This is a genomic window from Mycobacterium shigaense, assembly GCF_002356315.1.
GTDB lineage: Bacteria > Actinomycetota > Actinomycetes > Mycobacteriales > Mycobacteriaceae > Mycobacterium > Mycobacterium shigaense.
In genome coordinates this window covers 601,394-625,302 of record NZ_AP018164.1, presented here as the reverse complement: position 1 = coordinate 625,302, position 23,909 = coordinate 601,394, and the positions used below count along the sequence as shown (strand labels likewise).

Annotated in this window: 24 protein-coding genes and 1 pseudogene; 11 read left to right on the top strand and 14 right to left on the bottom strand. The window is 68.4% G+C overall.

The features are described from left to right. Nucleotides 1-7: 7 nt before the first annotated feature. Together MSG_RS02930 and MSG_RS02925 are read right to left on the bottom strand one after the other, a co-directional pair. A pseudogene (locus MSG_RS02930) lies at nt 8-955 on the bottom strand (SAM-dependent methyltransferase). 7 nt (nt 956-962) lie between these two features. Further along, a complete protein-coding gene (locus MSG_RS02925) occupies nt 963-1,334 on the bottom strand; it encodes a DUF3054 domain-containing protein (RefSeq protein ID WP_096436950.1) in 372 nt (123 codons plus the stop codon). A 36-nt stretch (nt 1,335-1,370) separates the two neighbouring features. Between MSG_RS02925 and MSG_RS02920 the strand changes: the two genes are divergently transcribed. Together MSG_RS02920 and MSG_RS02915 are read left to right on the top strand one after the other, a co-directional pair. Beyond that, nucleotides 1,371-2,555, top strand: a complete 1,185-nt coding sequence (locus MSG_RS02920; RefSeq protein ID WP_096436948.1) for an acyl-CoA dehydrogenase family protein — start codon at nt 1,371-1,373, stop codon at nt 2,553-2,555. 39 nt (nt 2,556-2,594) lie between these two features. Continuing rightward, complete coding sequence (locus MSG_RS02915; protein ID WP_096436946.1) at nt 2,595-3,194, top strand: hypothetical protein; 600 nt, start codon at nt 2,595-2,597, stop codon at nt 3,192-3,194. Nucleotides 3,195-3,207: 13 nt separating this feature from the next. Here the strand turns inward: MSG_RS02915 and MSG_RS02910 are convergent, their stop codons facing one another. Both MSG_RS02910 and MSG_RS02905 read right to left on the bottom strand, forming a co-directional pair. Then, nucleotides 3,208-4,113, bottom strand: a complete 906-nt coding sequence (locus MSG_RS02910; protein WP_096436944.1) for a haloalkane dehalogenase — start codon at nt 4,111-4,113, stop codon at nt 3,208-3,210. Between the two features lie 29 nt (nt 4,114-4,142). Next, nucleotides 4,143-4,757 carry a hypothetical protein gene (locus tag MSG_RS02905; protein WP_096443982.1) on the bottom strand — a complete coding sequence of 205 codons (615 nt, stop codon included), beginning with the start codon at nt 4,755-4,757 and terminating at the stop codon, nt 4,143-4,145. Nucleotides 4,758-4,977: 220 nt separating this feature from the next. On the opposite strand from MSG_RS02905, the gene MSG_RS02900 reads away from it, so the two are divergent. Beyond that, nucleotides 4,978-5,589, top strand: coding sequence for a TetR/AcrR family transcriptional regulator (locus MSG_RS02900; RefSeq protein ID WP_162899139.1), 612 nt, complete (start codon nt 4,978-4,980; stop codon nt 5,587-5,589). A gap of 42 nt (nt 5,590-5,631) precedes the next feature. Here the strand turns inward: MSG_RS02900 and MSG_RS25075 are convergent, their stop codons facing one another. Beyond that, the gene (locus tag MSG_RS25075; protein ID WP_162899138.1) at nt 5,632-6,024 is read right to left on the bottom strand and encodes a DUF4189 domain-containing protein; all 393 of its coding nucleotides are present in this window, start codon (nt 6,022-6,024) and stop codon (nt 5,632-5,634) included. A 501-nt stretch (nt 6,025-6,525) separates the two neighbouring features. Between MSG_RS25075 and MSG_RS02890 the strand changes: the two genes are divergently transcribed. Further along, a complete protein-coding gene (locus MSG_RS02890) occupies nt 6,526-7,899 on the top strand; it encodes an NAD(P)/FAD-dependent oxidoreductase (RefSeq protein ID WP_096436938.1) in 1,374 nt (457 codons plus the stop codon). Here MSG_RS02890 and MSG_RS02885 read toward each other — a convergent pair. The 5 genes from MSG_RS02885 to MSG_RS02865 are packed head-to-tail and all read right to left on the bottom strand — an operon-like array spanning nt 7,896 to nt 12,803. After that, nucleotides 7,896-9,125, bottom strand: coding sequence for an O-succinylhomoserine sulfhydrylase (locus MSG_RS02885; RefSeq protein WP_096436936.1), 1,230 nt, complete (start codon nt 9,123-9,125; stop codon nt 7,896-7,898). The two genes, MSG_RS02890 and MSG_RS02885, sit on opposite strands and share 4 nt — an antisense overlap. A gap of 7 nt (nt 9,126-9,132) precedes the next feature. After that, complete coding sequence (locus MSG_RS02880) at nt 9,133-9,549, bottom strand: rhodanese-like domain-containing protein (RefSeq protein ID WP_096436934.1); 417 nt, start codon at nt 9,547-9,549, stop codon at nt 9,133-9,135. A gap of 19 nt (nt 9,550-9,568) precedes the next feature. Beyond that, a complete protein-coding gene (purT, locus tag MSG_RS02875; RefSeq protein WP_232011147.1) occupies nt 9,569-10,813 on the bottom strand; it encodes a formate-dependent phosphoribosylglycinamide formyltransferase in 1,245 nt (414 codons plus the stop codon). Between the two features lie 41 nt (nt 10,814-10,854). Beyond that, nucleotides 10,855-11,508 carry a PaaI family thioesterase gene (locus tag MSG_RS02870; protein WP_096436930.1) on the bottom strand — a complete coding sequence of 218 codons (654 nt, stop codon included), beginning with the start codon at nt 11,506-11,508 and terminating at the stop codon, nt 10,855-10,857. Then, nucleotides 11,505-12,803 carry an adenylosuccinate synthase gene (locus tag MSG_RS02865; RefSeq protein WP_096436928.1) on the bottom strand — a complete coding sequence of 433 codons (1,299 nt, stop codon included), beginning with the start codon at nt 12,801-12,803 and terminating at the stop codon, nt 11,505-11,507. Before MSG_RS02865 ends, MSG_RS02870 begins: the two co-directional genes overlap by 4 nt. 80 nt (nt 12,804-12,883) lie before the next feature. Here MSG_RS02865 and MSG_RS02860 point away from each other — a divergent pair, with 80 nt between their 5' ends. From MSG_RS02860 to MSG_RS02850, 3 genes are read left to right on the top strand one after another with little or no spacing between them, the layout of a single operon-like run. Further along, on the top strand, nt 12,884-13,546 hold the full coding sequence (locus MSG_RS02860) for a peptidase M50 (protein ID WP_096436926.1): 663 nt from the start codon (nt 12,884-12,886) through the stop codon (nt 13,544-13,546). Nucleotides 13,547-13,555: 9 nt separating this feature from the next. Then, nucleotides 13,556-14,335 carry a site-2 protease family protein gene (locus MSG_RS02855; RefSeq protein WP_096436924.1) on the top strand — a complete coding sequence of 260 codons (780 nt, stop codon included), beginning with the start codon at nt 13,556-13,558 and terminating at the stop codon, nt 14,333-14,335. Between the two features lie 41 nt (nt 14,336-14,376). Then, nucleotides 14,377-15,276 carry a cation diffusion facilitator family transporter gene (locus tag MSG_RS02850; RefSeq protein WP_096436922.1) on the top strand — a complete coding sequence of 300 codons (900 nt, stop codon included), beginning with the start codon at nt 14,377-14,379 and terminating at the stop codon, nt 15,274-15,276. Here MSG_RS02850 and MSG_RS02845 read toward each other — a convergent pair. After that, the gene (locus MSG_RS02845) at nt 15,273-15,695 is read right to left on the bottom strand and encodes a DUF3151 domain-containing protein (protein WP_096443980.1); all 423 of its coding nucleotides are present in this window, start codon (nt 15,693-15,695) and stop codon (nt 15,273-15,275) included. The genes MSG_RS02850 and MSG_RS02845 overlap by 4 nt on opposite strands. Nucleotides 15,696-15,739: 44 nt before the next feature. Here MSG_RS02845 and MSG_RS02840 point away from each other — a divergent pair, with 44 nt between their 5' ends. Continuing rightward, nucleotides 15,740-16,603 (top strand): Rv0361 family membrane protein, encoded by an 864-nt coding sequence (locus tag MSG_RS02840; protein ID WP_096436920.1) that lies wholly within the window; start codon nt 15,740-15,742, stop codon nt 16,601-16,603. 80 nt (nt 16,604-16,683) lie between these two features. Here the strand turns inward: MSG_RS02840 and fbaA are convergent, their stop codons facing one another. Further along, a complete protein-coding gene (gene fbaA, locus MSG_RS02835; RefSeq protein ID WP_096436918.1) occupies nt 16,684-17,718 on the bottom strand; it encodes a class II fructose-bisphosphate aldolase in 1,035 nt (344 codons plus the stop codon). 124 nt (nt 17,719-17,842) lie between these two features. On the opposite strand from fbaA, the gene MSG_RS02830 reads away from it, so the two are divergent. Continuing rightward, nucleotides 17,843-18,511: a DedA family protein gene (locus tag MSG_RS02830; RefSeq protein WP_096436916.1), complete on the top strand. Its 669-nt coding sequence runs from the start codon at nt 17,843-17,845 to the stop codon at nt 18,509-18,511. On the opposite strand, the gene MSG_RS02825 is transcribed toward MSG_RS02830, so the two are convergent. Together MSG_RS02825 and MSG_RS02820 are read right to left on the bottom strand one after the other, a co-directional pair. After that, nucleotides 18,467-20,428, bottom strand: coding sequence for an acetoacetate--CoA ligase (locus MSG_RS02825; protein ID WP_096436914.1), 1,962 nt, complete (start codon nt 20,426-20,428; stop codon nt 18,467-18,469). The genes MSG_RS02830 and MSG_RS02825 overlap by 45 nt on opposite strands. Beyond that, the gene (locus MSG_RS02820; protein ID WP_096436912.1) at nt 20,425-21,567 is read right to left on the bottom strand and encodes a glycoside hydrolase family 76 protein; all 1,143 of its coding nucleotides are present in this window, start codon (nt 21,565-21,567) and stop codon (nt 20,425-20,427) included. Before MSG_RS02820 ends, MSG_RS02825 begins: the two co-directional genes overlap by 4 nt. Before the next feature lie 48 nt (nt 21,568-21,615). On the opposite strand from MSG_RS02820, the gene MSG_RS02815 reads away from it, so the two are divergent. Both MSG_RS02815 and eutC read left to right on the top strand, forming a co-directional pair. Then, complete coding sequence (locus MSG_RS02815) at nt 21,616-23,022, top strand: ethanolamine ammonia-lyase subunit EutB (RefSeq protein ID WP_096436910.1); 1,407 nt, start codon at nt 21,616-21,618, stop codon at nt 23,020-23,022. Further along, entirely contained in the window at nt 23,022-23,801 is a 780-nt protein-coding gene (eutC, locus tag MSG_RS02810; protein WP_096436908.1) for an ethanolamine ammonia-lyase subunit EutC, read from the top strand. Before MSG_RS02815 ends, eutC begins: the two co-directional genes overlap by 1 nt. The last annotated feature ends 108 nt before the right edge of the window (nt 23,802-23,909 follow it).

Here is a 23,909-nt window from a genome sequence, read left to right as displayed (position 1 = left end):
CCCCTTCTCAACGCTGGCCGGCCGGAGGCATTCCGGCCGATTCGGCGGTCAACCGTGTCGCCGTGACGTAGCCCGGGGCGATGGCTTCGCCTTTTCGGCCCCCCCCGCCGCCTGCCCGCCATCCCAATCGTGGCGAACAAGTCGGCGACGCTGCGCTCCTGCGTCTGCCACCCACGCTCGGCCAGGTACGCCGGGACGTGGCGGTATTCACCCTGATAGATCAGTTCGGCGAGGTCGATGTCCAGGCCGAACTGCCGCCAGCGGTCGACGAACCCGCGGCCGGCCTCGAGCAGCAGCGGATTCCAGGTGGGAATGTGGTCGGCGGCGAACCGGCTGCCCGGAGCGCTCGCCGCTGTGACGTCGCGCAACAGCCGGTCCTGCGCGGCCGGCGGCAGGTAACCGACCAGCAGGTTCTCGGCGACCCACACGGCGGGAAGGGCGGCGTCGAAACCCACCCGGTACAGCGCGGCCAGCCAGTCCTGACGCAGGTCGACGCCGACTGCGCGGCGGTGCGCGGTCAGCTCGGCGCCCAGCCCACCCACGACGTCGGTCTTGAAATCGATGACGGCCGGCTGGTCGAGTTCGTAGACCGTGGTGCCCGACGGCCACCACAGCCGGTAGGGCCGGGTATCCAGGCCCGAGGCGAGCAGGACGACCTGGCGGATGCCGGCGCGTCCGGCGTCGGCGAGAAAGTCGTCGAGGTACCGGGTGTGCGCCCCGAGGACGGCGATCAGGCCCGCGGTGACGGAGTTGGGATCGTCGTCGGAATACAGCTCGTTTGCGACCATTTGGGTGAAGTGAAGTAATGCACGCCGGCCGCGCGCACCAATCGTTCGGCGAACGGATCGTCGAGGAGCCCCTTGTTGGTGGCCACAGCCCGCACGACCGCGCCGAACGTCGCAGTCATCCCGACGCCGGTGGCCGGATCCCAGATGTCGTCGGCTGTCCGTGCCATCGACTTCTCAGACGCCGGCGCGACGCCGCAGGGCGAGCCGCAGCGCCGCTCGCCAGCCGAGCAACATCACGGCGGTGACCGAGGCCGCCACGACCACGAAACTGGCCGCCACGCCCGCCGAACTGAGTTTGCGCAGCACCATGCCGATCACGACGGTGCACAGCCAGACGATCAGCCCGGTCGGCGCCACCGCGGTGGGCCGCCGCCAGCCGCGGGACGCCAGCCACCCGACGACGGTTCCGGTGAGAAACGGCCAGGCCGTGGTGGCGACGCCGGCGATCGTGAGGCCCTCGGCGTGACTGCGCCGCCCCACCGCGCAAAACACCACGACGCCAACGACGTCTGCGGTGAAGTACGCCAGCCATGCCAGCCGCTGCATGCAGCGAGACTACCGAAAAGTGGCAGGCTGAATACCATGAGCACACAATCGCCACCCGCCTTCGACCGCGACGACCCGCTGGGCCTGGACGCATCGCTGTCCAGCGACGAGATCGCGGTGCGCGACACCACCAGAGAGTTCTGCGCCGAGCACGTGCTCCCCCACATCGCCGAGTGGTTCGAGATCGGCGACCTGCCGGTCCGCGAACTCGCCAAGGGTTTCGGCCAGCTCGGCCTGCTCGGCATGCACCTGCACGGCTACGGGTGCGGCGGGGCGTCGGCGGTGCACTACGGCCTGGCCTGCGTCGAGCTCGAGGCCGCCGACTCCGGCATCCGGTCGATGGTGTCGGTGCAAGGCTCGCTGGCGATGTTCGCGATCTGGAACTTCGGGTCCGAGGAGCAGAAGCAGCAATGGCTGCCCGGGATGGCCGCTGGCGAACTGCTCGGCTGTTTCGGGCTCACCGAGCCCGATGTCGGATCCGATCCGGCAGCAATGAAAACCCGTGCGCGACAGGATGGTTCGGACTGGATCCTGAACGGCCGCAAGCTGTGGATCACCAACGGCTCGGTCGCCGACGTCGCGGTGGTGTGGGCGGCCACCGACGACGGCATCCGCGGGTTCGTCGTCCCCACCAAAACGCCGGGCTTCACCGCTAACACCATTCACCACAAGCTGTCGTTGCGGGCGTCGATCACCAGTGAGCTGGTGCTCGATGACGTGCGGTTGCCGGCCGACGCGCTGCTGCCCGACGCGAAGGGGCTGCGCGGGCCACTGTCGTGTCTGTCCGAGGCGCGCTACGGCATCATCTGGGGATCGATGGGCGCAGCCCGGTCCGCGTGGCGGGCCGCCCTCGACTACGCCAACCAGCGCACCCAGTTCGGCCGTCCCATCGCCGGATTCCAGCTGACACAGGCCAAACTCGCCGACATGGCCATCGAGTTACACAAGGGACAGTTGCTGTCGCTGCACCTCGGCCGCCTCAAGGACAGCGTCGGGCTGCGTCCCGAACAGGTCAGCTTCGGCAAGCTCAACAACACCCGGGAGGCGATTAAAATCTGCCGCACCGCCCGAACAATATTGGGCGGCAACGGGATATCGTTGGAGTACCCGGTCATCCGGCACATGGTCAACCTGGAGTCGGTGCTGACCTACGAGGGGACGCCCGAGATGCACCAGTTGGTGCTCGGCCAGGCCTTCACGGGTAGCGACGCCTTCCGCTGACCTGGCCGCCGCACGCGACGGCCTGCTACGTTGACGAACATGCGGATCGGACCTATCGCGGCGTGCGCTGTGACCGTGGTCGCCCTGTGCGCGCCGGCGACGGCGCTCGCCGACGACACCCTGCCGCCGATGACGGCCACCAACGGCGGGCCGATCATCGGCGGCGGCGGCAACGCGGCACAGATGAGGCCGCAACTCAAGAGCCTGAACGACCCGAACGTCCAAGAGGTAGACGGGCCCGATGCGGCCCAATTCATCAGTGCCGCAGCAGGTCTGACAAACCGCGACCTTGCCTCCCCGTTCATGGCGTTGCAGCGGGCCTTGGCCTGCCAGCAGAACAACGCCGGATTCGGGGCGCGGGCCTACCGGCGCAATGACGGCCTGTGGGGTGGCGCGATGCTGGTGATCCCCAAGAGCGCCTACCCCGACACCGACGCCATGAAGATGTGCGAAATGTCGAATTGGCGCCGGCCTTCGGCGGGCAGCACCACTTCGATGTGCAACGGCAGTTGGACCTATCCCCCGCTGGACTTCAACAAAAGGGGCGGCGACTACACGGTCCTGCTGGCCGGCACCAACTCCGACTTCTGCAGCGCGCTTAACGGGAACTATAAGACCAGCGCCTCCGCGTGGCCGTGAGTTAGCCCCAGGGTCAACCTCGGCCGCGAACGACACCCTCGATGACGGCGGCGATCTCCTCGGGGCAGTCTTCCTGCAGAAAATGCGCACCTTTGAGCGTGACGTGAGGTTGGCCTTTGGCGCCGGGAATCAAGTCCTGGAAAATTGTGTCCCCACCCCGGGTGATCGGATCGTTGTCACTGAACGCAGTAACGACCCGCTTATTGAATTGAGTCAGCACTTCCCACGCGGCCTTGTTTTCTGCCACGGAGCCGTGTTGGGGTGTGATCGGAACGAGCGTAGGAAACGCACACGCGCCTGCTTTATAGCTTGCGTCAGGAAATGGCGCGTCGTAGGCCGCCACCTCGGCCGGAGTCAGTTCCCGATCGGTCCCGCCGGCAACAATCTGGCCGATGGGCAGGTCGGCCGTGCTTTGGCTGAAGGCCAGCCACTGCATGAAACTCTCGGACAGTGGCGTTCCCACCGGCAGCCCGGTGTTGGCGACGACAACGCCGGCGAAGCGTTCGGGGAAAGCAGCCACGAGTCGCAAGCCCAGCAGTCCACCCCAGTCCTGGCAGAACAACGTCACATCCTGCAGGTTCACTGTCGTGAACCAATCGCTGAGCCACGCGACATGGCGCTCGTAGGTGTAGTCGTGCCGGTCGGCCGGCTTGTCGGAACGACCGAAGCCGATGAGGTCGGGAGCGACAACGCGGAGGCCCGCCGAGACGAGCGTAGGCACGACATGCCGGTAGAGATAAGACCAGCTCGGCTCACCGTGTAGCAGCAACACTGTGCGGCCATCGCGAGGACCCTCGTCAACAGAGGCCACCCGCAGGACTTGCCCGGTGTCCGCATCGGAGATTTCGGTGTAATGCGGCGTGAAGGGCCAGTCCGGCAGACCGTCGAAGCGACTATCAGGGGTGCGCAGAATTTTCATAACACTCTCCAAGTGCAGGCCAATTCAGGTCAACCCGAGGACTGCTTGCTGTAACTATTGTTCAGGTCGTCCTGCAGGACCAGGGCGTTGGTTGCTGTGGTGACGATCTGCAGAGGCGCGGACAGAGTCCGCACTTCATATTTCCACCCGGCCGGCAGGGACAACCGAGACCCCAGGCTTGCCAGATCGGCTCGGGAGAGCCGGGGATCCTTCTGCTGGCTCCAGGTCTGCATGACCCAGCGCGTCCCACTGGGTTCCACCAGCTCGTAGATCTGGCGTCCGGCGTCGAAGCTGAACACCGTCTGGCGGTTGACGGCATGCGCCGTGTAGGGTCGCCTGGCCGTCAGCGGATCGCCGATGTCCACGGTGGCCTCCTTGCGCATGGCGAGGCTGCCGAAGGTCTTGGTCTGCTGCGCCGGATTGTCTTTGGTGATCGAATCCATCAGCCAATACCGCGGCCCGTTGAGCACGGCGGTCAGCGCGCCGTTGTCGTCGGCGATCCGATCCGCGTTCAACGCCGACCATGCCGACTGCGGACAGTCATTGAGCCCGTAGGAGTTGTAGACGTCCGCGCTCAACCCGCTAAGACCCGCGTAGACCAACAAAACCTCGCAATACCGCTTGTCCAGCAGGCCGCTGGCCACCGCGCGCGAGGTGGCGGCCGGCGCGGAGGCCGCCGGGGCGGTGGCCGGCGCCGAGCCGCACGCCACGGCCACCAGGCTCAACCCGGCGAGGCCGGCCACCACCGCGACCCGGCCGCGATGTCGATGAGATCCCACGCCGACAAGTGAACCATGCACCGCCCGTGTATTGCGAGTGTTACTCGCAATACACGGGCATCCCTCACGCCGTACGCTCGTCGAGGTGAGCGCGCACCCCGATGCCCCGACTGCGGAATCCGACGGAAGGCGGGCCCGCCGGGAGCGCGGCCGACAGGCGGTGGTCGACGCGGCGTTCGCGCTGATCCTGGAAGGCACGGCCCCACCGTCGGTCCAGGACGTGGCCGAGCGGGCCGGCGTGTCAGTCTCGACGGTGTTCCGAAATTTCGACGGCCTGGCCGACCTTCAGCGCCAGGCTCTGGGTCAGTTCCAATCCCGTTACTCGCATTTCGTCTCCGCCAGGCCGGCGCCGGGCGCAGACCTCGAATCACGAATCGGGTTCTTCGTCCGCACTCGGGTCGGGTTGTACGAGCGCGCCGGGAAGTTGTTGATGCTGGCTCGCGGCCGCGCACTCGACCACGAAACGATGGCCCAAGCGGTCGCGTACAACCGTGCCGCGCTGGCGGCGCAGACCCGCGAGTGCTTCTGGACCGAAATCACCGGGCGCAGCGAGGCCGACACCTCACACCTGTGGTCCCTGCTGGACTCGCTAACCTCCCCCGAGGCGTTCGAGGTGATGACCAGGACCCATGGCCGTTCTCCCCGACAGATCAGCCGATCGTGGCGGTCGGCGCTGCGGGTGTTGCTCGCGGCTTGACCCGCAGGCTCAAGACGACGGATAGCCCGGTGGCCGTGCGATTCACCAGCCGCTGCACCCGTTGAGGTCGATCTTCGACCCGGGGCCCGCGCTGTCCAACGCCGCGGCGTCGGCGGCGTCCTGGGTGAACGCCTGGCGCCCCGCGAGCTTCCCGTCGCTGCTCTCCGCGATGGACAGGCAGCCCAGCCCCGATATGGCCACCTGGCAGTCGTTCGTTTGGCCCAGGATGTCGCACCACATCAGGGCGGCGTCCTCGGCCCGCTGCTGAGCCGTGTAGTTGAGCCGCAGCGAGATTTGTCCGGTCGACTGCGACGTCGCGATCGCACCCCAGCACCCCGGTCTGCAGTACAACGAGATGTCGGCGCGGGCGGCCGGCGCCGCCGAGCCCGCCGCGACCAGCGCGCCGACCAACGCCGCCGTCCCAACGCTTTTCATGGCCACAACATCGCAGCCGCAGCTTTCAGCGACGTGAGAATCGACCCTGAAGACCGTTAGAACGGCGGCGGGTCGGGATCGCTCGCTGTGGACGGTATGGGTACCGAAACCGTTTGCCATGCTTGACGATCGAGGTGATTGCGCCGGCGCTCGGCCGCGACACGCTGGGCGCGGCCCCGCGCACGGGTGCGAGACCCGATGGGCATCGCGGCCTCGCGGCCCGACACCGGCCGACGGGGACGCAGCTCGAACAAGTCGCCGATCGCGTCCAGCCGGCCGGCCGCCGCCCGGGGCCTCGGCCCGCCCCGCGTCGCGCATCCGGTCGACGACGTCGAAGTCGAATATGTGTTCAATGCTAAAGCGGGTAACCGGCCCCGACCGGCCCCGGAAAGCTGAGTGTCACGACCGCGACATCAAGGCGTTACGTGGAGTCGTACGGTGGACATGAGCTGCGGAGACCATTGGAAACCAGCAGAACGTCGGGTACCGGAAGGGATCAGCATGTCGCGCCATCGCGTCGTCATCATCGGTAGTGGATTCGGCGGGCTGAATGCCGCCAAGGCGCTCAAGCGCGCCGACGTCGACGTCACCCTCATCTCGAAGACGACCACCCACTTGTTCCAGCCGCTGCTGTATCAGGTGGCCACCGGCATCCTGTCCGAGGGCGAGATCGCGCCGGCCACCCGCCTGATTCTGCAGCGGCAGAAAAACGTCCAGGTGTTACTGGGCGAGGTCACCGGCATCGACATCACGGCCAACACCGTGACGTCGACATTGATGGGCATGGAGACGGTGACACCCTTCGACAGCCTCATCGTGGCCGCGGGCGCCCAGCAGTCCTACTTCGGCAACGACCAGTTCGCGACGTACGCGCCCGGCATGAAGACCATCGACGACGCCCTGGAGTTACGCGGGCGAATCCTCAGCGCGTTCGAGGCCGCGGAGTTCACCCACGATCCGGCCGAGCGCCAGCGCCGGCTGACGTTCGTCGTCGTGGGCGCGGGCCCCACCGGAGTCGAGGTAGCGGGACAGATCAAGGAACTCGCCCACCGCACCCTCAAGCAAGCGTTCCGCACCATCGAGCCCCGCGACTGCCGGGTCATCCTACTCGACGCCGCGCCCACGGTGTTGCCGCCGATGGGCGAGAAGCTGGGCCTCAAGGCACAGCACCGGCTAGAGGAAATGGGTGTCGAGGTCCAGCTCAACGCGATGGTCGACGACGTGGACTACATGGGCATCACGATCAGGGAAAAGGACGGCACGAAGCGCCGCATCGAGTGCGCGTGCAAGGTCTGGGCGGCCGGCGTCCAAGCCAGCTCGCTGGGCAAGATCATCGCCGACCAGTCCGACGGCACCGAGGTCGACCGCGCCGGACGAGTCATCGTCGAGCCCGATCTGACGGTCAAGGGCCACCCCAACGTCTTCATCGTCGGCGACTTGATGTCGGTTCCCGAAGTCCCCGGCATGGCCCAGGGCGCGATCCAGGGCGCGCGCTACGCCGCCACGTTGATCAAGCACACGGTCCAGGGCACCGACGATCCGGCAAACCGCAAGCCCTTCACCTATTTCGACAAGGGCAGCATGGCCACCATCTCCCGGTTCAGCGCCGTCGCCCAGGTCGGCAAGCTGGAGTTCGGCGGCTTCATCGCCTGGCTGGCGTGGCTGGGACTGCACCTGCTTTACCTGGTCGGCTTCAAGAACCGGTTCACCACGGTGGTCGCCTGGTTCATCACGTTCCTGGGTGACGGCCGCAGTCAGATGGCCATCACCAACCAGATGATGTACGCCCGGGTGGTGACCAACTGGGTGGAATCCCAGACGCAGGAACCGGCGACGCAGGCCGCAAATCCGCCGGTCGAACAGCGGGCCGGTTAGCTGAGGGCCTGGTCGATGTCGGCGATCAGATCGTCGGTGCCTTCCAGGCCGACCGAGATCCGCACCACCCCGTCACCCAGCCCGATCGCGGCCCGACCCTCCGGGCCCATCGCCCGGTGCGTCGTCGTAGCGGGATGTGTGACGAGCGATTTGGCGTCGCCGAGGTTGTTCGATATGTCGATCAGCCGCAACTTGTCCAGCACCTCGAAGGCCCGATCCTTGGCCGTGCTTTCGCGACCCGCAGGGGTCTTGAGCTCGAAGGTGAGCACCGTCCCGCCGCCGGACATCTGGCGCTTGGCCAGGTCGTGCTGCGGGTGCGACGCGAGATACGGGTAGCGCACCCAACTCACCGCCGGATGAGCCTCGAGGAACTCCGCGATCCGGTATGCCGACGAATTGCTGTACTGAACGCGAATCGCAAGTGTTTCAAGCCCTTTGAGTAATACCCAGGCGTTGAAAGCGCTCATCGCCGGGCCGGTGTGCCGCATCAGCTTCTGCACGGGCCCGTCGATGTATTCCTTGTCGCCGAGGATCGCCCCGCCCAGCACCCGGCCCTGGCCGTCGATGTGCTTGGTGCCCGAATACACCACCACGTCGACCCCGAGCGGAAACCCCTGCTGCAGCAACGGTGTGGCAAAGACGTTGTCCAGCACCACCTTTGCCCCCGCGGCGTGAGCCAGCTCGACCACCGCCGAGATATCCACCAGCGACTGCATCGGATTCGACGGCGTCTCGAAGAACACCGCCTGGGTCGGCTTGGACAACGCCTGCTCCCACTGCGAGAGGTCGTCGCCGTCGACGAAGACGGTCTCGACGCCCCAGCGCGGCAGGATCTCGTTGCAGACCACGAAGCACGAGCCGAACAGGCTGCGCGCGGCCACCAATCGATCCCCTGCGGCCAGCAGCGCGCCCAGGGAGGTGAACACCGCGGCCATGCCGCTGGCCGTGGCGAACGCGGCCGGCGCCCCCTCGATCAGGCGCAGCCGCTCCTCGAACATCGAGACGGTCGGGTTGCCGTAGCGCGAGTACACGAAGTGGTCCAGCTCACCGGTGAACGACCGCTCCGCGACGGCGGCCGACGGATAGACGTAGCCGGAGGTCAGATACATCGCCTCGGCGGTCTCGTCGAATCCGGACCGCAGCAGTCCGCCGCGCACTCCGAGGGTGGCCTGGTCCACGCCGTCGGGCAACGCCTTGGGGGTGCGGACCGAATCGCTGTCGGTCATTGCCGCTTCAGCCCTGTTTCCAGGGCAATCCGACTGCTCGCCAACCGGTTTCGCCACGGTGACCGTGCGCGTCGAGATTTCCCTCGAAGCCGTCCAGCACGTTGTAGGACGGGACGATACCGGCCGCGGTGGCGGCCTCGGCGGCGCCGATGGAGCGGTTGCCCGAGCGACACAGGAAGACCACTGGGCGCTCGCCCTCGGCCGACGGCACCTGCTCCTGCAGTTCGGTGAGGAAGTGCTCGTTGCGGCGCCCGTCGGACGTGTTCCACTCGATGTAGACCACGTCGCGGCCCAGGCTCGACAAGTCCGGCACCCCGACGAACCGCCATTCCGCGTCGGTGCGCACATCGACCAGTACCGCGTCAGGGTTGTCGCTCAGCAGCTTCCAGGCTTCCAGCGGCGTGATGTCTCCTGCGTAGCTCATTCGCGTGAGTCTCGCATATTCAGCTGGGCCGCTGCGAACCCGTAGCCGACACGCCGGACAGGACGGCGGCCGCGTCGCGGGCGCGGGCGCGGGCGCCAGCCACGTCCGGCCCCATCGCCAGCGCCACACCCAGCAGCCGCGCCGAGCCCCGCCCGAACACGCGAAGGTCCGTTTCCGGGACACCCAGCGCGGCGGCAAGCGCGTCGGCGCTCAGCGCGGCGGCCGCCGGCGCGCGGCCCGCATCCGGTGCGCGCCGTATCGACCGCGCGGCGGCCGGCGAGATCATCAGCGTGTCCACCGGCAGGCCGAGAATCGCCCGCGCCTGCAGCTCGAACACCGAAAGCCGCTGGCTGCGCAGAGTGACCCAGGCGGTCGGGGGCAGCCTGGTGCTGACGCTGGCGAAGTACACCTCGTCTCCGTTGATCATCAGTTCGACGCTGAACACGCCGCGGCCGCCCAGCGCCTTGACGATGCGCGCGGCGATCGACTTGGCGGCGTCGGTCGCAGCCGGGCTCAGCTGCTGCGGTTGCCAGGATTCAACCGCGTCGGCCTGGGCGCCGCCGTGGCCGATGGGCGAGCAGAATTCGATCACCGGACCGTTGGGGCCGTCGCTGCGTATTGCGAGCAGGGTGACGTAAAACTCGACGTCGACCACCGTCTCGGCCAGCACCCGCTGCTGCTCCGGCGCGCTCACCGATCCCACGGCCCGCTGCCAGGCAGCCTCGATATCGCCCGGCCCCCGGATCACCGAACGCCGCTGGCCGACCGGGCCCCTGACCGGCTCGACCAACAGCTGAGATCCGGCGTGGGCGGCCACCGCCTTGAGATCGTCCAGCGATCCGGCGAACCAGAACGGTGCGGTGGGCAGGCCCAGCTCGTCGGCGGCCAGCCGGCGCAGACCTTCCCGGTCCGCGGTGAGCCGGACGGACCGGGCACCGGGTACCAGCTCCGTGAGGTCGTTGTCGAAGCCGGCCACCAACGCATCCAGGGCGTCGAGGGCGACCGCTTCCGAGGCGGTCACCACGAAGTCGGGCTGCAGCCGTTTGATCAACGCCGACAACTCGCCGGCGTCGGTCATCGGGATCACCACCGACTGGTCGGCCGCCGCGTGCGCGGGCGCATCCGGGTGATCGTCGACGGCGATCACCTCGGCGCCGAGATGGCGCAGGGCGATCGCCAGCTCCCGGCTGAGTTCGTCGGATCCGAGCAGCACAATTCGGGGTCGTAGGGGCTCGTGCTGTCCTTCGGTCACGCCATCGGTCACCAGCTAAGGATAGGTGCGCCGGGCACGGCTGCGGGCGCCGATCACGGCTGGCCCGGCAGCAACTGCACCATCAGGCCGTTGGCTTCGGCCAGCAGCGCGCCTGGATTTTCCGAGGCGTCGGCCAACTCCGCGGACACGAACGCCTTGCGGCCCTCGGTGCGGTCGACCCGGCCGCGCACCACCAACGGCGCGTCGATCGGGGTGATCTTGCGGTAATCGACGTGCAGGAACGCCGTGCGGCTGATGGGCCGGTTGGACGCGTGCGAGACCATCCCGAACATGTGGTCGAACAGCAGCGGCAGCACGCCGCCGTGCACCGCCATGTTGCCGCCGACGTGAAACCGCGTGAAATGACCCCGCATTTCGCAGCCGTCGGGCTGGTAGCGCGTCAGCGTCCACGGCGGCAGCAGCAGGCTGCCCATGCCGGGCAGGCCGGGCGCGCGCCCGGACGGCGCCTGGCCCTCCAGAGCCTGGAAGGGCCCCAGCAGCTCGGTCAGCGCGACGACGCGATCGGCCGCGTCGTCCCACACCTCGTCGGGGGGGTCGGCCGACACCGCGAGGTCCTGCAGCCGGCGCATGGCCGCGACGAATCGCCCGAATCCGGGTCCGGGGTTGGCCACCCCGTATTCGGGAAAGCCGCCGTGGTGTTCGTACTCCGGGTCGAGCTCCTTGGGATCCCGGGCGGCATCCGTCACGGGCGCGCCGCCAGGATGTCGCGGCGCACGATGGTCTGATCCCGGCCGGGGCCCACACCGATGCACGAAACATGGGCTCCCGCAAGCTCTTCCAACCGCAACACATAGTCGCGCGCCTTGGCGGGCAGGTCGTCGAACTCCCGGGCCGCTGAGATGTCCTCCCACCAGCCCGGCAGCTCCTCATAGATCGGCTGGGCGCGGTGCAGCTCGCTTTGGGTCATCGGCATCTCGTCGGTGCGGGAACCGTCGACCGTATAACCGACGCACACCGGCACGGTCTCCAGGCTGGACAGCACGTCGAGCTTGGTCAGGAAGTAGTCGGTGATGCCGTTGACCCGGGTGGCATAGCGCGCGATGACGGCGTCGAACCAGCCGGTGCGCCGGCGGCGCCCGGTGGTGACCCCGAACTCACCGCCGGTCTTGGACAGGTACTCGCCGTTCTCGTCGAACAACTCCGTGGGGAAGGGGCCCGAGCCCACCCGCGTCGTGTAGGCCTTGAGGATTCCCAGCACGGTGGTAATCCGGGTCGGGCCGATCCCGGACCCGACGGCCGCGCCGCCCGCCGTCGGATTCGACGACGTCACATAGGGATATGTGCCGTGATCGACGTCGAGCAGCGTGCCCTGCGACCCCTCCAGCAGCACGATCTCGCCGGCCTCGAGCGCTTCGTTGAGCAGCAGCCGGGTGTCGGCGATGCGGTGCTTGAAGCCCTCGGCCTGGCGCAGCAGCGCGTCGACCACCTGGTGGGGATCCAGCGCCTTGCGGTTGTAGATCTTGACCAGGATCTGGTTTTTCAGTTCCAGCGCGCCTTCGACCTTGTGGGTGAGCAGCTCGGGGTCGAGCACGTCGGCGACCCGGATGCCCTGGCGGGCGATCTTGTCCTGGTAGCACGGCCCGATGCCGCGGCCGGTCGTGCCGATCTTCTTGTTGCCCATGTAGCGCTCGGTGACCTTGTCGATGGCGACGTGGTAGGGCAGCAGCAGGTGCGCGTCGGCGGAGATCAGCAGCTTGGAGGTGTCCACGCCGCGGTCCTCGAGGCCCTTCAGCTCGTCGAGCAGCACACCGGGATCAATCACCACGCCGTTGCCGATGACGTTGGTGACCCCGGGCGTCAGCACCCCCGACGGAATCAGGTGCAGCGCGAAGTTCTCGCCGGTCGGCAAGACGACCGTGTGCCCGGCGTTGTTGCCGCCCTGATACCGCACCACCCACTGCACGCGGCCACCAAGCAGGTCAGTGGCCTTACCTTTGCCCTCGTCACCCCATTGGGCGCCGATGAGGACGATTGCCGGCATGGCATGCTCCTGCCTGGTCTCGCCTGCTTATTGTGGTCCAGCCGGGGACCAACCCTATCCCAGCAGGTCGCGAGGAGCTCATGAATATCGCCGCCGACACGTCCAGCGTGGCGGTGTTGTTGTTCGGCGCCGCGCGCGCCCCCGCGCCGCTGCGCGGCCTGCCCGTTCACCGGGTGGACGGCCCCGCCGACTTCGACGCGATAGTCGGGCCCAACCGGCGGCTGGTGGTCGTCGGCGGCGACGCCGACCTGGCCGCGACGCTGGGCGGGCTGCTGCGCGCCGAGCGGCTCGACGTCGAGGTGGCCTACGTGCCGCCCGGCCGCACCCCGGCCACCCGCGTGTACCGGCTGCCGGCGGGACGCCGCGCCGCCCGGCGTGCCCTCAGCGGCACCGCCCGGCGGGTGACCCTGGTCCGCGACGAGACCGGTTCGGTGATCGTCGGGCGGGCCGATTGGCTGCCGCCCGCTCCGGGGCAGCCGCTGCACGGCGAGGCGGTCGTAGACGACACGGTGTTGTTCGACGGCGATGCGGCCGGCGTCCGCATCGAACCGACCCTGGCCGTGCCAGGCCTGCGCACCTCCGTCCACGGCCCGCACCGATCCTGGCGCCGCTGGGTCGCCGGCCGCGCCGCGCAGCTGGGCAGCACCGGTGTCGTGGTGGTGCGTGACGGCGTGCGCGCGCCCCGCAGCGCGCGCCGATCGACGTTCTACCGCCACGTCGAAGGCTGGTTGCTGGTCCGGTAGTTTCATCCGGTGAGCTTCCCCAGAGCCCGAGGATCGGTCCGGCCCAGCCCCATCTTTTTGGCTCTCGTCGGCGTGACGGCCGTGGGGGCCCTGCTGGCCTGGCTGGCCGGGGCGACCGCCCGCCCGCTGGCCTACGCCGGCGTATTCGTCTTCGTGATCGCCGGCTGGCTGGTCTCGCTGTGCCTGCACGAGTTCGGGCACGCGGCGACCGCCTGGCATTTCGGCGACCGCGACGACGCGGTCCGCGGTTACCTGACCCTGGATCCGCGGCACTACTCCCATCCCGGGCTGTCGCTGCTGCTGCCGATGGTGTTCATCGCGCTGGGCGGGATCGGCCTGCCGGGGGCCGCGGTCTATCTGCGGACTTGGTTCATGACGCCGACGCGCCGCACCCTGGTCAGCCTCGCGGGCCCGGCGGCCAACGTGGTGCTCGCGGTGCTGTTGCTGACACTGACCCGGTTCTTGTTCGACCCGAACCACTGGGTGCTGTGGGCGGGCGTCGCGTTTCTGGGCTTCCTACAGATCATGGCCGTGATACTCAACCTGCTGCCCATCCCCGGTCTGGACGGCTACGACGCCCTGGAGCCGCATCTGAGCCCGGAGACCCAGCGGGCCGTGGCTCCGGCGAAGCAGTACGCGGTGTTCATCCTCCTGTTCCTGTTTCTGGCGCCGGCGGTGGGGCAGTGGCTCTACGGCCTGTCGGCCTGGTTCTTCGAGTTCTCCGGTGTGCCGGTGTTGCTGGCAACCGCGGGTAACTCGCTGACCCGCTTCTGGAGCCAGTGGTTCTAACGCTTGCGATATATGCGATAGCACGCATATATTGATCGATCATGGGCGCCGGACACAGTCACACCCCTGCCGAGGCCGATGCGTCTCGGATGATTCCCCGCATGGTCATGGCCGCCGGGATCTTGGCGACGTTCTTCGTGGTGGAACTGACCACCTCGCTGCTGATCAATTCGCTTGCGCTGCTTGCCGATGCCGGGCACATGCTGACTGACGTCGTCGCGGTGTTCATGGGGCTGGCCGCGATCGTGCTGGCCAAGCGCGGCAGCACGTCGCCGGATCGCACGTACGGCTGGCACCGCGCCGAGGTCTTCACCGCGGTCGCCAACGCCGTGCTGCTGGTCGGGGTGGCGACGTTCATCCTCTACCAGGCGGGCGAACGACTCGGTAAGGGCGCCGAGGTGCCGGGAGTACCGATGATCGTGGTGGCGCTGGCCGGGCTGGTCGCCAACTTCGTGGTGGCGATGCTGCTGCGGTCACACTCCGAGGGCAGCCTGGCCGTCAAGGGCGCCTATATGGAGGTCGTCGCCGACACCGTCGGCAGCCTGGGCGTGCTGATCGCGGGAATCGTCACCGTCACGACGCACTGGCCGTACGCGGACGTCGTCGTCGCCGTACTCGTGGCCCTCTGGGTGCTGCCCCGCGCCATCGCACTGGCCCGCGCGGCGCTGAGGATCCTGTCCGAGACGTCGCCGGCCCACATCGACGTCGAGGAGCTGCGGTCCGCGCTGGGCGCCGTCGACGGCGTGAGCGAGGTGCACGACCTGCACGTGTGGACGCTATCGCCCGGCAAGGACATGTGCACCGTGCACCTGACCAGTGCCAGCGACTCCGCCCGTGTGCTCAGCGACGCCCGCGAGGTGCTGCACCACCGCGGGATCGAGCACGCCACCGTGCAGATCGAGAACCCGGACCGCAGCGGCGACTGCTCGGATACTTTTTAGAGCCCCAGGGCTTTGCGGGCCTCGGGATCGCAGTCGTCGAGCAAATCCAGGCAGCGCCGGTATTCGTCGGTCTCCCCGATCGTGTCGGCGGCGTGCGCCAGCGCGGCCACACACCGCAGGAAGCCCCGGTTCGGTTCGTGCGAATACGGCACCGGGCCGAAGCCCTTCCAGCCGTTGCGGCGCAGTCGGTCGAGGCCGCGGTGGTAGCCGGTGCGCGCGTAGGCGTAGGCCGTGATGGCCGCGTCGTCGGCCCCGGAAGCCAAGGCCGCCTCGGCCAGCGCCGCCCAGGCGACCGAGGCCGCCGGATGCGCGGCCGCCACGATGCCCGGTTTTTCGCCGGCGAGCAGTTCGGTTTCGGCTTCGCTGTCGGCAGGCAGCAGGATCGGATCAGGTCCTAGGAGGTCACCCATCGGCGTCATGGCTTCCATTCTGCCGTTCCGCCGTTGGTCGCTAAGCTCCAATCATGCCTAACGCATCGGAGCCCGACCGCGGTGACGCGGCGCCTAGCGACCAGCCGGGCACCGAGCAGGCCGAAGACGCAACCGAGGACTATCCCCTGTTGCCGCCCGACCCCGAGACCGAGACCGTGGTGATCAGCAAGCCCGGTCCGGCCGACGAGCCGGCGCCGGAGTCCGAAGACCAGCAGCCCGAACGCAGGTTCACCGCCCCCGGCTTCGACGCGAAGGAGACGGCGATCATCACGACCGCCGCCGATCCCGCGACGGAGGTGTTCGCGAGCCCGCCCGCGGCGCCGGGCCAGCCGGTGCCGCCGCCCGCACCGCCGCCGTTCCCCCCGGGACAGACCCCCCCAATTTCCCCTAAATCTGCTGTGCCGCAATCAATTCCGGGCCGTGATGACGGCAAGCTGCGGTCGCTGGGCAAGAACTTCAACTGGGGCTGGGTGCTGGCGATCACCGTGATCGTGCTGGCGCTGGCGGCCATCGCCATCCTGGGCACCGTGCTGTTGACGCGCGGCAAGCACGCCAGGGTGTCGCAGGAAGACCAGGTGCGCCAGACCATCCAGTCCTACGACGTCGCGGTGCAGCGGGGCGATCTGGCCGCGCTGCGCACCATGACGTGCGGCACCGCGCGGGACGGCTATGTCGATTACGACGAGCGCGCGTGGGACGAGACCTACCACCGGGTTTCGGCGGCCAGGCAGTACCCGGTGATCGCCAGCATCGACCAGGTCGTGGTCAACGGCCAGCACGCCGAAGCGAACATCACCACATTCATAGCCTACGACCCGCAGGTCCGCTCGACGCGCAGCCTGGACCTACAGTTCCGCGACGACCAGTGGAAGATCTGCCAGTCCCCTAGCGGCTAAGCCTGCTTTAACGCCCAACGTGTAACCACAGCGAAATTCGGGCCGATATCTCGCAGTCAGTACACGCTCGGCGCAGAAAGCTAAGCGCCGAGGGACTTGCCGGCGCAGTGCAGGTCGTTGCAGGCCTCGATCACGCGCTCGGTCATCGACGCCTCGGCCTTCTTGAGGTAGCTGCGTGGGTCGTAGACCTTCTTGTTGCCGACCTCGCCGTCGACCTTGAGGACGCCGTCGTAGTTGGTGAACATGTGAGCGGCCAGTGGCCGGGTAAACGCGTACTGGGTGTCGGTGTCGACGTTCATCTTCACCACGCCGTAACGCAGCGCCTCCTCGATCTCCGACTTCAGCGACCCCGAGCCGCCGTGGAACACGAAGTCGAAGGGCTTGGACCCCTCGGGCAGCCCGAGCTTGGTGACCGCGACCCTCTGGCCCTCGTCGAGGATGTCGGGACGCAGCTTGACGTTGCCCGGCTTGTAGACACCGTGCACGTTGCCGAACGTGGCGGCCAGCAGGTACTGGCCGTGCTCACCGTGGCCCAGCGCGTCGATGGTCTTCTCGAAATCCTCCGGGGTGGTGTACAGCTTGTCGTCGATCGCGCCCTCGACGCCGTCCTCCTCGCCGCCCACCACGCCGATCTCGACCTCGAGGATGATCTTGGCCGCCGCGGCCGTCTTGAGCAGCTCCTTGGCGATCGACAGGTTTTCGTCGATCGGCACCGCCGAGCCGTCCCACATGTGCGACTGGAAAAGCGGGTTCTTGCCGGCCGCCACCCGCTCGGCCGAGATGGCCAGCAGCGGGCGCACGTAGGTGTCCAGCTTGTCCTTGGGGCAGTGGTCAGTGTGCAGGGCCACGTTGATGGGGTACTTGGCCGCGATGGTCCGAGTGAACTTCGCCAGTGCCACCGCGCCAGTCACCATGTCCTTGACTCCAAGCCCGGAAGCGAATTCCGCACCGCCGGTGGAGAATTGGATGATGCCGTCGCTGCCCGCGTCGGCAAAGCCCTTGATGGCGGCGTTGACCGTCTCCGACGAGGTGCAGTTGATGGCCGGGAAGGCGTAGGAGTTCTCCTTGGCGCGGCCCAGCATCTCCGCGTAGACCTCGGGCGTTGCGATGGGCATGACGTTCCTCCTGGAGAGACTGCGGTCGCCTAAGTATGGCAAGGACGCGTTGCCGGTGGGCAGCCGACCGGGGACCGGTAAGTTGTGACGACATGAGCACCGCCGTGACGGCTGAGTGGTTTTGATGCCCGACATCATCGATCCGATGTTCTGGATCGGGCCCCAGGGCCTGTTCGCCTCCGCGGTGTTGCCGACCATCCTGGTCATTGTCTTCGTCGAGACCGGCCTGCTGTTCCCCCTGCTGCCGGGTGAGTCGCTGCTGTTCACCGGTGGTTTGCTGGCCGCGCACGGAACGCTGAACATCTGGGTGCTGGCGCCGGCCGTCGCGGTGGTGGCGGTGCTGGGCGACCAGACGGGGTATTTCATCGGCCGCCGGATCGGGCCCGCGCTGTTCAAGAAGGAAGACTCCCGGTTCTTCAAGCAGCATTACGTCACCGACTCGCACGCCTTCTTCGAGAAGTACGGACCTGCGGCCATCATCCTGGCCCGCTTCATGCCGTTCATCCGGACGTTCACGCCGGTCGTCGCCGGGGTGTCCTACATGCGCTACCCGGTGTACCTGGCGTTCGACATCGTCGGCGGCGTGCTGTGGGGCGGCGGCGTGACGGTGGCCGGTTACTTCCTGGGCAACGTGCCGCTGGTGCACCAGAACCTGGAGAAGATCATCCTGGTCATCCTGTTCGTGTCGCTGCTGCCGGCGCTGATCGCCGCCGGGCGCGGCTACCTGGGCCGCCGACGCGCGCGCCGCTCAGGAGACCCGAGTCCTGCGGTATTGAACGAACCCGTCGAATAGCTCGGGCCGGTCCACCGAACTCTTCTGCACCGCATCGGCGGGCGCCGTGCCGAGCAGGATCCGCTTGATCGGGATTTCCAGCCGCTTGCCGGTCAACGTGCGCGGGATGCCGGCCACCGCCAGGATGTCGTCGGGGACGTGCCGCGGCGAGGCGTGGGTCCGGATGGCCGCGACGATTCGCGAGCGCAGGTCCTCGTCCAGGTCGACGCCGTCGGCCAGGTCAACGAACAGCGGCATCCAGTAGCCGCCGTCGTCCTGCTCGATGCCGACCACGACGCAGTCGCGTATTTCGGGCATGCGTTCGACGGGGCCGTAGATGTCCGCGCTGCCCATCCGCACGCCCATCCGGTTCAGCGTGGCATCCGAACGTCCATGCACCACAACCGATCCCCGCTCGCTGATGGTCAGCCAATCACCGTGGCACCAGACGCCCGGGTACTTGTCGAAGTAGGCGGCGCGGTAGCGGCTGCCGTCGTCGTCGTTCCAGAAGAACACCGGCATCGACGGCATGGGCTTGGTCACGACCAGCTCGCCCTCCTCCCCGATGACCGGGCTCTGCGGGCCCACCCACGCCTCGATGGCGGCGCCCAGGCAGATGCAGTTCAGCTCGCCCGCGACCACCGGCATGGTCGGGCTGCCGCCGATGAAGGCCGTGCAGACGTCGGTGCCGCCGGACATCGAGATCACCGGAACCCGCCGACCCAGCCCCTCCTGCACCCAGCGGAATGCCGCCGCCGGCAGCGGCGACCCCGTCGACCCCACCGCGCGCACCTGGTCGAGCTGATACGACTTGCCTGGTGTGAGTTCCTGTTTCGCGCAGCCGAGGAAATAGCCGGCGCCGGCGCCCAGGAAGGTAACCCCGGCGTCGGCGGCCACCTTGAACAGGCCGTCGGTCGTCGGGTAGGTCGGGCTGCCGTCGTAGAGCACGATCGTGGTGTCCACCAGCAGCCCGGAGACCTGGAAGTTCCACATCATCCAGCTGGTCGACGAGTACCAGAAGAATCGGTCGCCGGCGTGTAAATCCAGTTGCAGCGTCAGGTATTTGAGGTGTTCCAGCGTCGCGCCGCCGTGGCCGTGCACGATCCCCTTCGGCTTGCCGGTGGTTCCCGACGAGAACATCACCCACAGCGGGTGCGCGAACGGCACCGGCGCGATCTCGAGGGGCGCCTCCGCCTCGACCGCCGCCGCCCACGAAACCACCTGCGCCCCTTGGTCTTCGAGGTCCAGGCCGAGACGCGGCACCACCACGGTGGCCCGCAGCGTCAGCATCCCCCCGCGGATCGCGGCCAGTTCGGTGCGCCGGTCGATGCGTTTGCCGCTGTACAGCGAGCCGTCGGTGGCAACCAGCACCGAAGGCCGTAGCTGACCCAGCCGCGCGATCACGCCGTCGACCGACACGTCCTGGTTGCACACCGCCCAGATCGCCCCGATGCTGGCCGCGGCCAGCGCGGCGACGACGGCCTCGCCGACATTGGGCAGATACCCGACGACGGCGTCGCCGGACCGCACCCCGAGGCCGCGCAGGTACGCGGCGAACGCGGCGGTCTCGCGCTGCAGCCGTGCCCACGACCATTCGGTCGAGCCGTCCTCGCCGACGACGATCATCGCAGGGCGCGCGTCGGTGGCGTGCCGGAAGATCTCGCCGGCGTAGTTGATGGTGGCGCCGGGAAACCACTCGGCGCCCGGCATCTCGGAGTTGCCCAGCACCGCGGTCGGCGGGCCGTCGGTCTCGATGTCGAAGTAGTTCCACACGGCGTCCCAGAACCAGGCGACGTCGTCGACCGACTTCGCCCACAGCTCTTGGTAATCGGTGTAGGTACCGCGCCCGGTCTCGGCGAGCCAGCCCGTGAAGCGGGTCAGGTTCGCCGCGGCGAGGTTCGCCTCGTCCGGGGTCCAGCTGCCGTCGAACTCACTCACGGCGACGGCCGGTCGGCGTCGTTGCCTGATGTCACGGCGGTGACCTTACCTGCGGCCTCCATCAGCATCCACCCGGACAGCTGTACCGAAAGATCCCGCTCGGCCGTCTCGGAGGCGTTCACCGCGCCGGCGACGAACTGCGCCTGCTGCCCGCCTTCCGTCGGCACCTCGGCATCGCGGTCCCAGAATGCGCCGAACACCGGCAACCCGTCGAGGGTCTGCCGGTAGTCCCACGCCGACTTCGCCGACCGCAGCACGATCGCGCGGGCGGTGTCGCGGGCCACCACGTCGTCGGCGGACTCGCCCGGCAGCGTGGTAGCCACCAGCGCGAGGTAGCGGGCCGTGATGCCGGCGAACAACCCGCCGTCGCCCCCGCCGGAGCCCTGCAGCACCCCCGACGGCGCCATATGCTCGCCGACGGCCCCGACCAGGCGGTGCACCCGCTCGGCGTGCCGGTTCCTGACCTCGGCCCCGGTGCGTGCGGCCAACTCCGTCTCCAGCCCGAGCACCACACCCTGGCAGTAGGTGTACTGCGCGCGGACCATCGACCCGTCCTTGATGCCGTCGAACACCAGGTGCGTCTCCGGGTCGATCAGCGTCTGGTCGATCCAGTCCCCGATCTGCCCGGCGAGCCGCAGGTGATCGCCGTAACGGGCGAGAAAGATGCCGGCCGGGCCGTTGGCCGGGGCGTTGAAGAACTGTTCGCGCTTGCGCCACGGGATGCCGCCGCCGGCCTCGGGCATCCATGCCCGCACGAATTGGTCGGCCAACGTGCGCAGCGCGCGCTTGCGCTCGACGCCCGCCAGCCGGGCGGCGCGCTCCAGCGCCAGCGCCAGCCATGCCATGTCGTCGTAGTAGTTGTTGGTCCAGGTGATGTTGCGCAGGTGGTGCGAGCGGACCTGACGCTTGATCTCGGTGAGGCGGTGTGGCTGGGGGTCGCGCAACTGCGCGTCGACGAGGCAATCCAGCAGGTGCGCCTGCCACCAGTAGTGCCAGGTACCGAACAGCCGCTCCTGGCGCGCCGGCGGCCAGGCCACCACGCCCAGCTGCGTGCCGGGCAGCCCCCACAGGCGCCGCAGGTGTCGTTGCGCGACAGCGGCTTCGGAGCTGGCCGCCCGGTTCGCCCATAGCTGGTCCATACCGCCGATCCTGCCGCATGCCGAGTCAAGGGTGGCCTACTGTGGCATATGCGCTACCGGCAAACCGTTTCGGGGACCACCCATTCCTTTGCTGGGCTGGTCGACGTAATGGCTAAGGCGACGCCGCTGCGCTCCGGTGACCAGCTGGCCGGCTGCGCCGCCGACTCCGATGCGCAGCGGGCCGCGGCGGCCTGGGTGTTGGCCGACATCCCGCTGGCAACGTTCCTCGACGACGTGGTTGTCCCGTACGAGACCGACGAGGTCACCCGGCTCATCATCGACGGCCACGACCGCGAGGCGTTCGCCCCGATCGCGCATTTGACCGTGGGCGGCTTCCGCGACTGGCTGCTGGATGCTGCGTCCCGCGACGACGGCGCGGCACGCATCGCCGCCGTCTCGCCCGGGCTGACGCCGGAGATGGTGGCCGCGGCGTCGAAGATCATGCGCAACCAGGACCTGATCCTGGTTGCTGCCGCGGCGACCAACACCGCGGCGTTTCGCACCACCATCGGATTGCCGGGCACGCTGGCCAGCCGCCTGCAGCCCAACCACCCCACCGACGACCCACGCGGCATCGCGGCCGCGATGCTCGACGGCCTGCTGCTGGGCTGCGGCGACGCCGTCATCGGCATCAACCCCGCGACCGACTCGCCGCACGCCGCGGCGGACTTGTTGAACCTGCTCGACAACATCCGCCAGCGGTTCGCGATCCCCGTGCAGTCGTGCGTGCTGTGCCACGTCACGACGACGATGGAGCTGATCGAGCGGGGCGCGCCCGTCGACCTGGTGTTCCAGTCGATCGCGGGCACCGAGGGCGCCAACACCGGCTTCGGCACGTCGATCGCGATGCTGCTGGAGGCCAACGAGGCGGCCCGGTCGCTGCACCGCGGGACCGTCGGCGACAACGTCATGTACCTGGAGACGGGACAGGGCGCGGCCCTGTCGGCCGGGGCCCATCTCGGGGTGGGGAACCAACCGGTCGACCAGCAGACGCTGGAGGCGAGGGCCTACGCGGTGGCCCGGGCGCTGCAACCGATGCTGGTCGACACCGTGGTCGGATTCATCGGGCCCGAGTATCTCTACGACGGCAAGCAGATCATCCGGGCCGGGCTGGAGGACAACTTCTGCGGGAAGATACTCGGGCTGCCAATGGGCGTCGACGTCTGCTACACCAACCACGCCGAAGCCGACCAGGACGACATGGACACGCTGCTGACCCTGCTGGGCACGGCGGGCACCGCGTTCGTGATCGCCGTGCCCGGCGCCGACGACATCATGCTCGGGTATCAGAGCCTGTCGTTCCACGACGTGTTGTACGCGCGAAAAGCCTTGGGGCTGCGGCCCGCACCCGAATTCGAGGCCTGGCTGGCGAGCCTGGGCATGGCCGACGCCGACGGCAGGATCCTGCCCGTCGATCTCGCCACGTCGCCCCTGCGGGCGCTGGCGGCCGGCTGATGACCGACCTTTGGGCGCCGCTGCGGGCGACCACGCAGGCGCGCATCGGGCTGGGGCGCGCAGGTTACTCGCTGCCGACCCGGCGGGTACTGGAGTTTCAGGCCGCGCACGCCGCGGCGCGCGACGCCGTGCATGACCCGCTGGACGTCGACCGCCTCGTCGGGCAGCTGCGCGACATCGGCGTCGACGAGCCGCTGCGGGTGCGCAGCCGGGCGACCACCCGCGGCGAGTACCTACGCCGGCCCGACCTCGGTCGCAGCCCCGAAGGTTTGTCGCACCTGCCAAAGTGCAACGCGGACATCGGTTTAGTGCTCGCCGACGGCCTTTCCCCGCGTGCCCTGACCGACCACGGCGCGGGCATGGTCGGCGCGCTGATCCGCCAGTTCGACGGCCGCTACCGCATCGCGCCGCTGGTCGTCGCGACCCAGGCGCGGGTGGCGCTCGCCGATCACATCGGTCAATCCCTTGGCGTGGCAACGGTTCTCGTGCTGATCGGCGAGCGCCCGGGCCTGTCGGTCGCCGACAGCCTGGGCATCTACCTGACGCATCGCCCGAAGCCGGGCGTCACCGACGCCGACCGCAACTGCATCTCCAACATCCATCCGCCCGATGGCCTGGACTACGCGACGGCCGCGGCCGTCGCGGCGGCACTGGTGGCCGGGGCCCGCAAGCTCGGCCGCTCCGGCGTCGCACTGAAGGACACCACCCGCGGATTGAGTGTGCCATCGACGAACTTTGGTTGTACCCCAGGGACTTTGAGTGCGCCCTCAGGGTTTTGAGTGTGCGCTCGCGGCGGCCCAGCTCGGCGTGTCGCCGCCGCGAACGCACGCTCGATGCCAAGGATGCACTCGCGTCACCGTGCAGGCACACCCGATGCCCCACCCGTA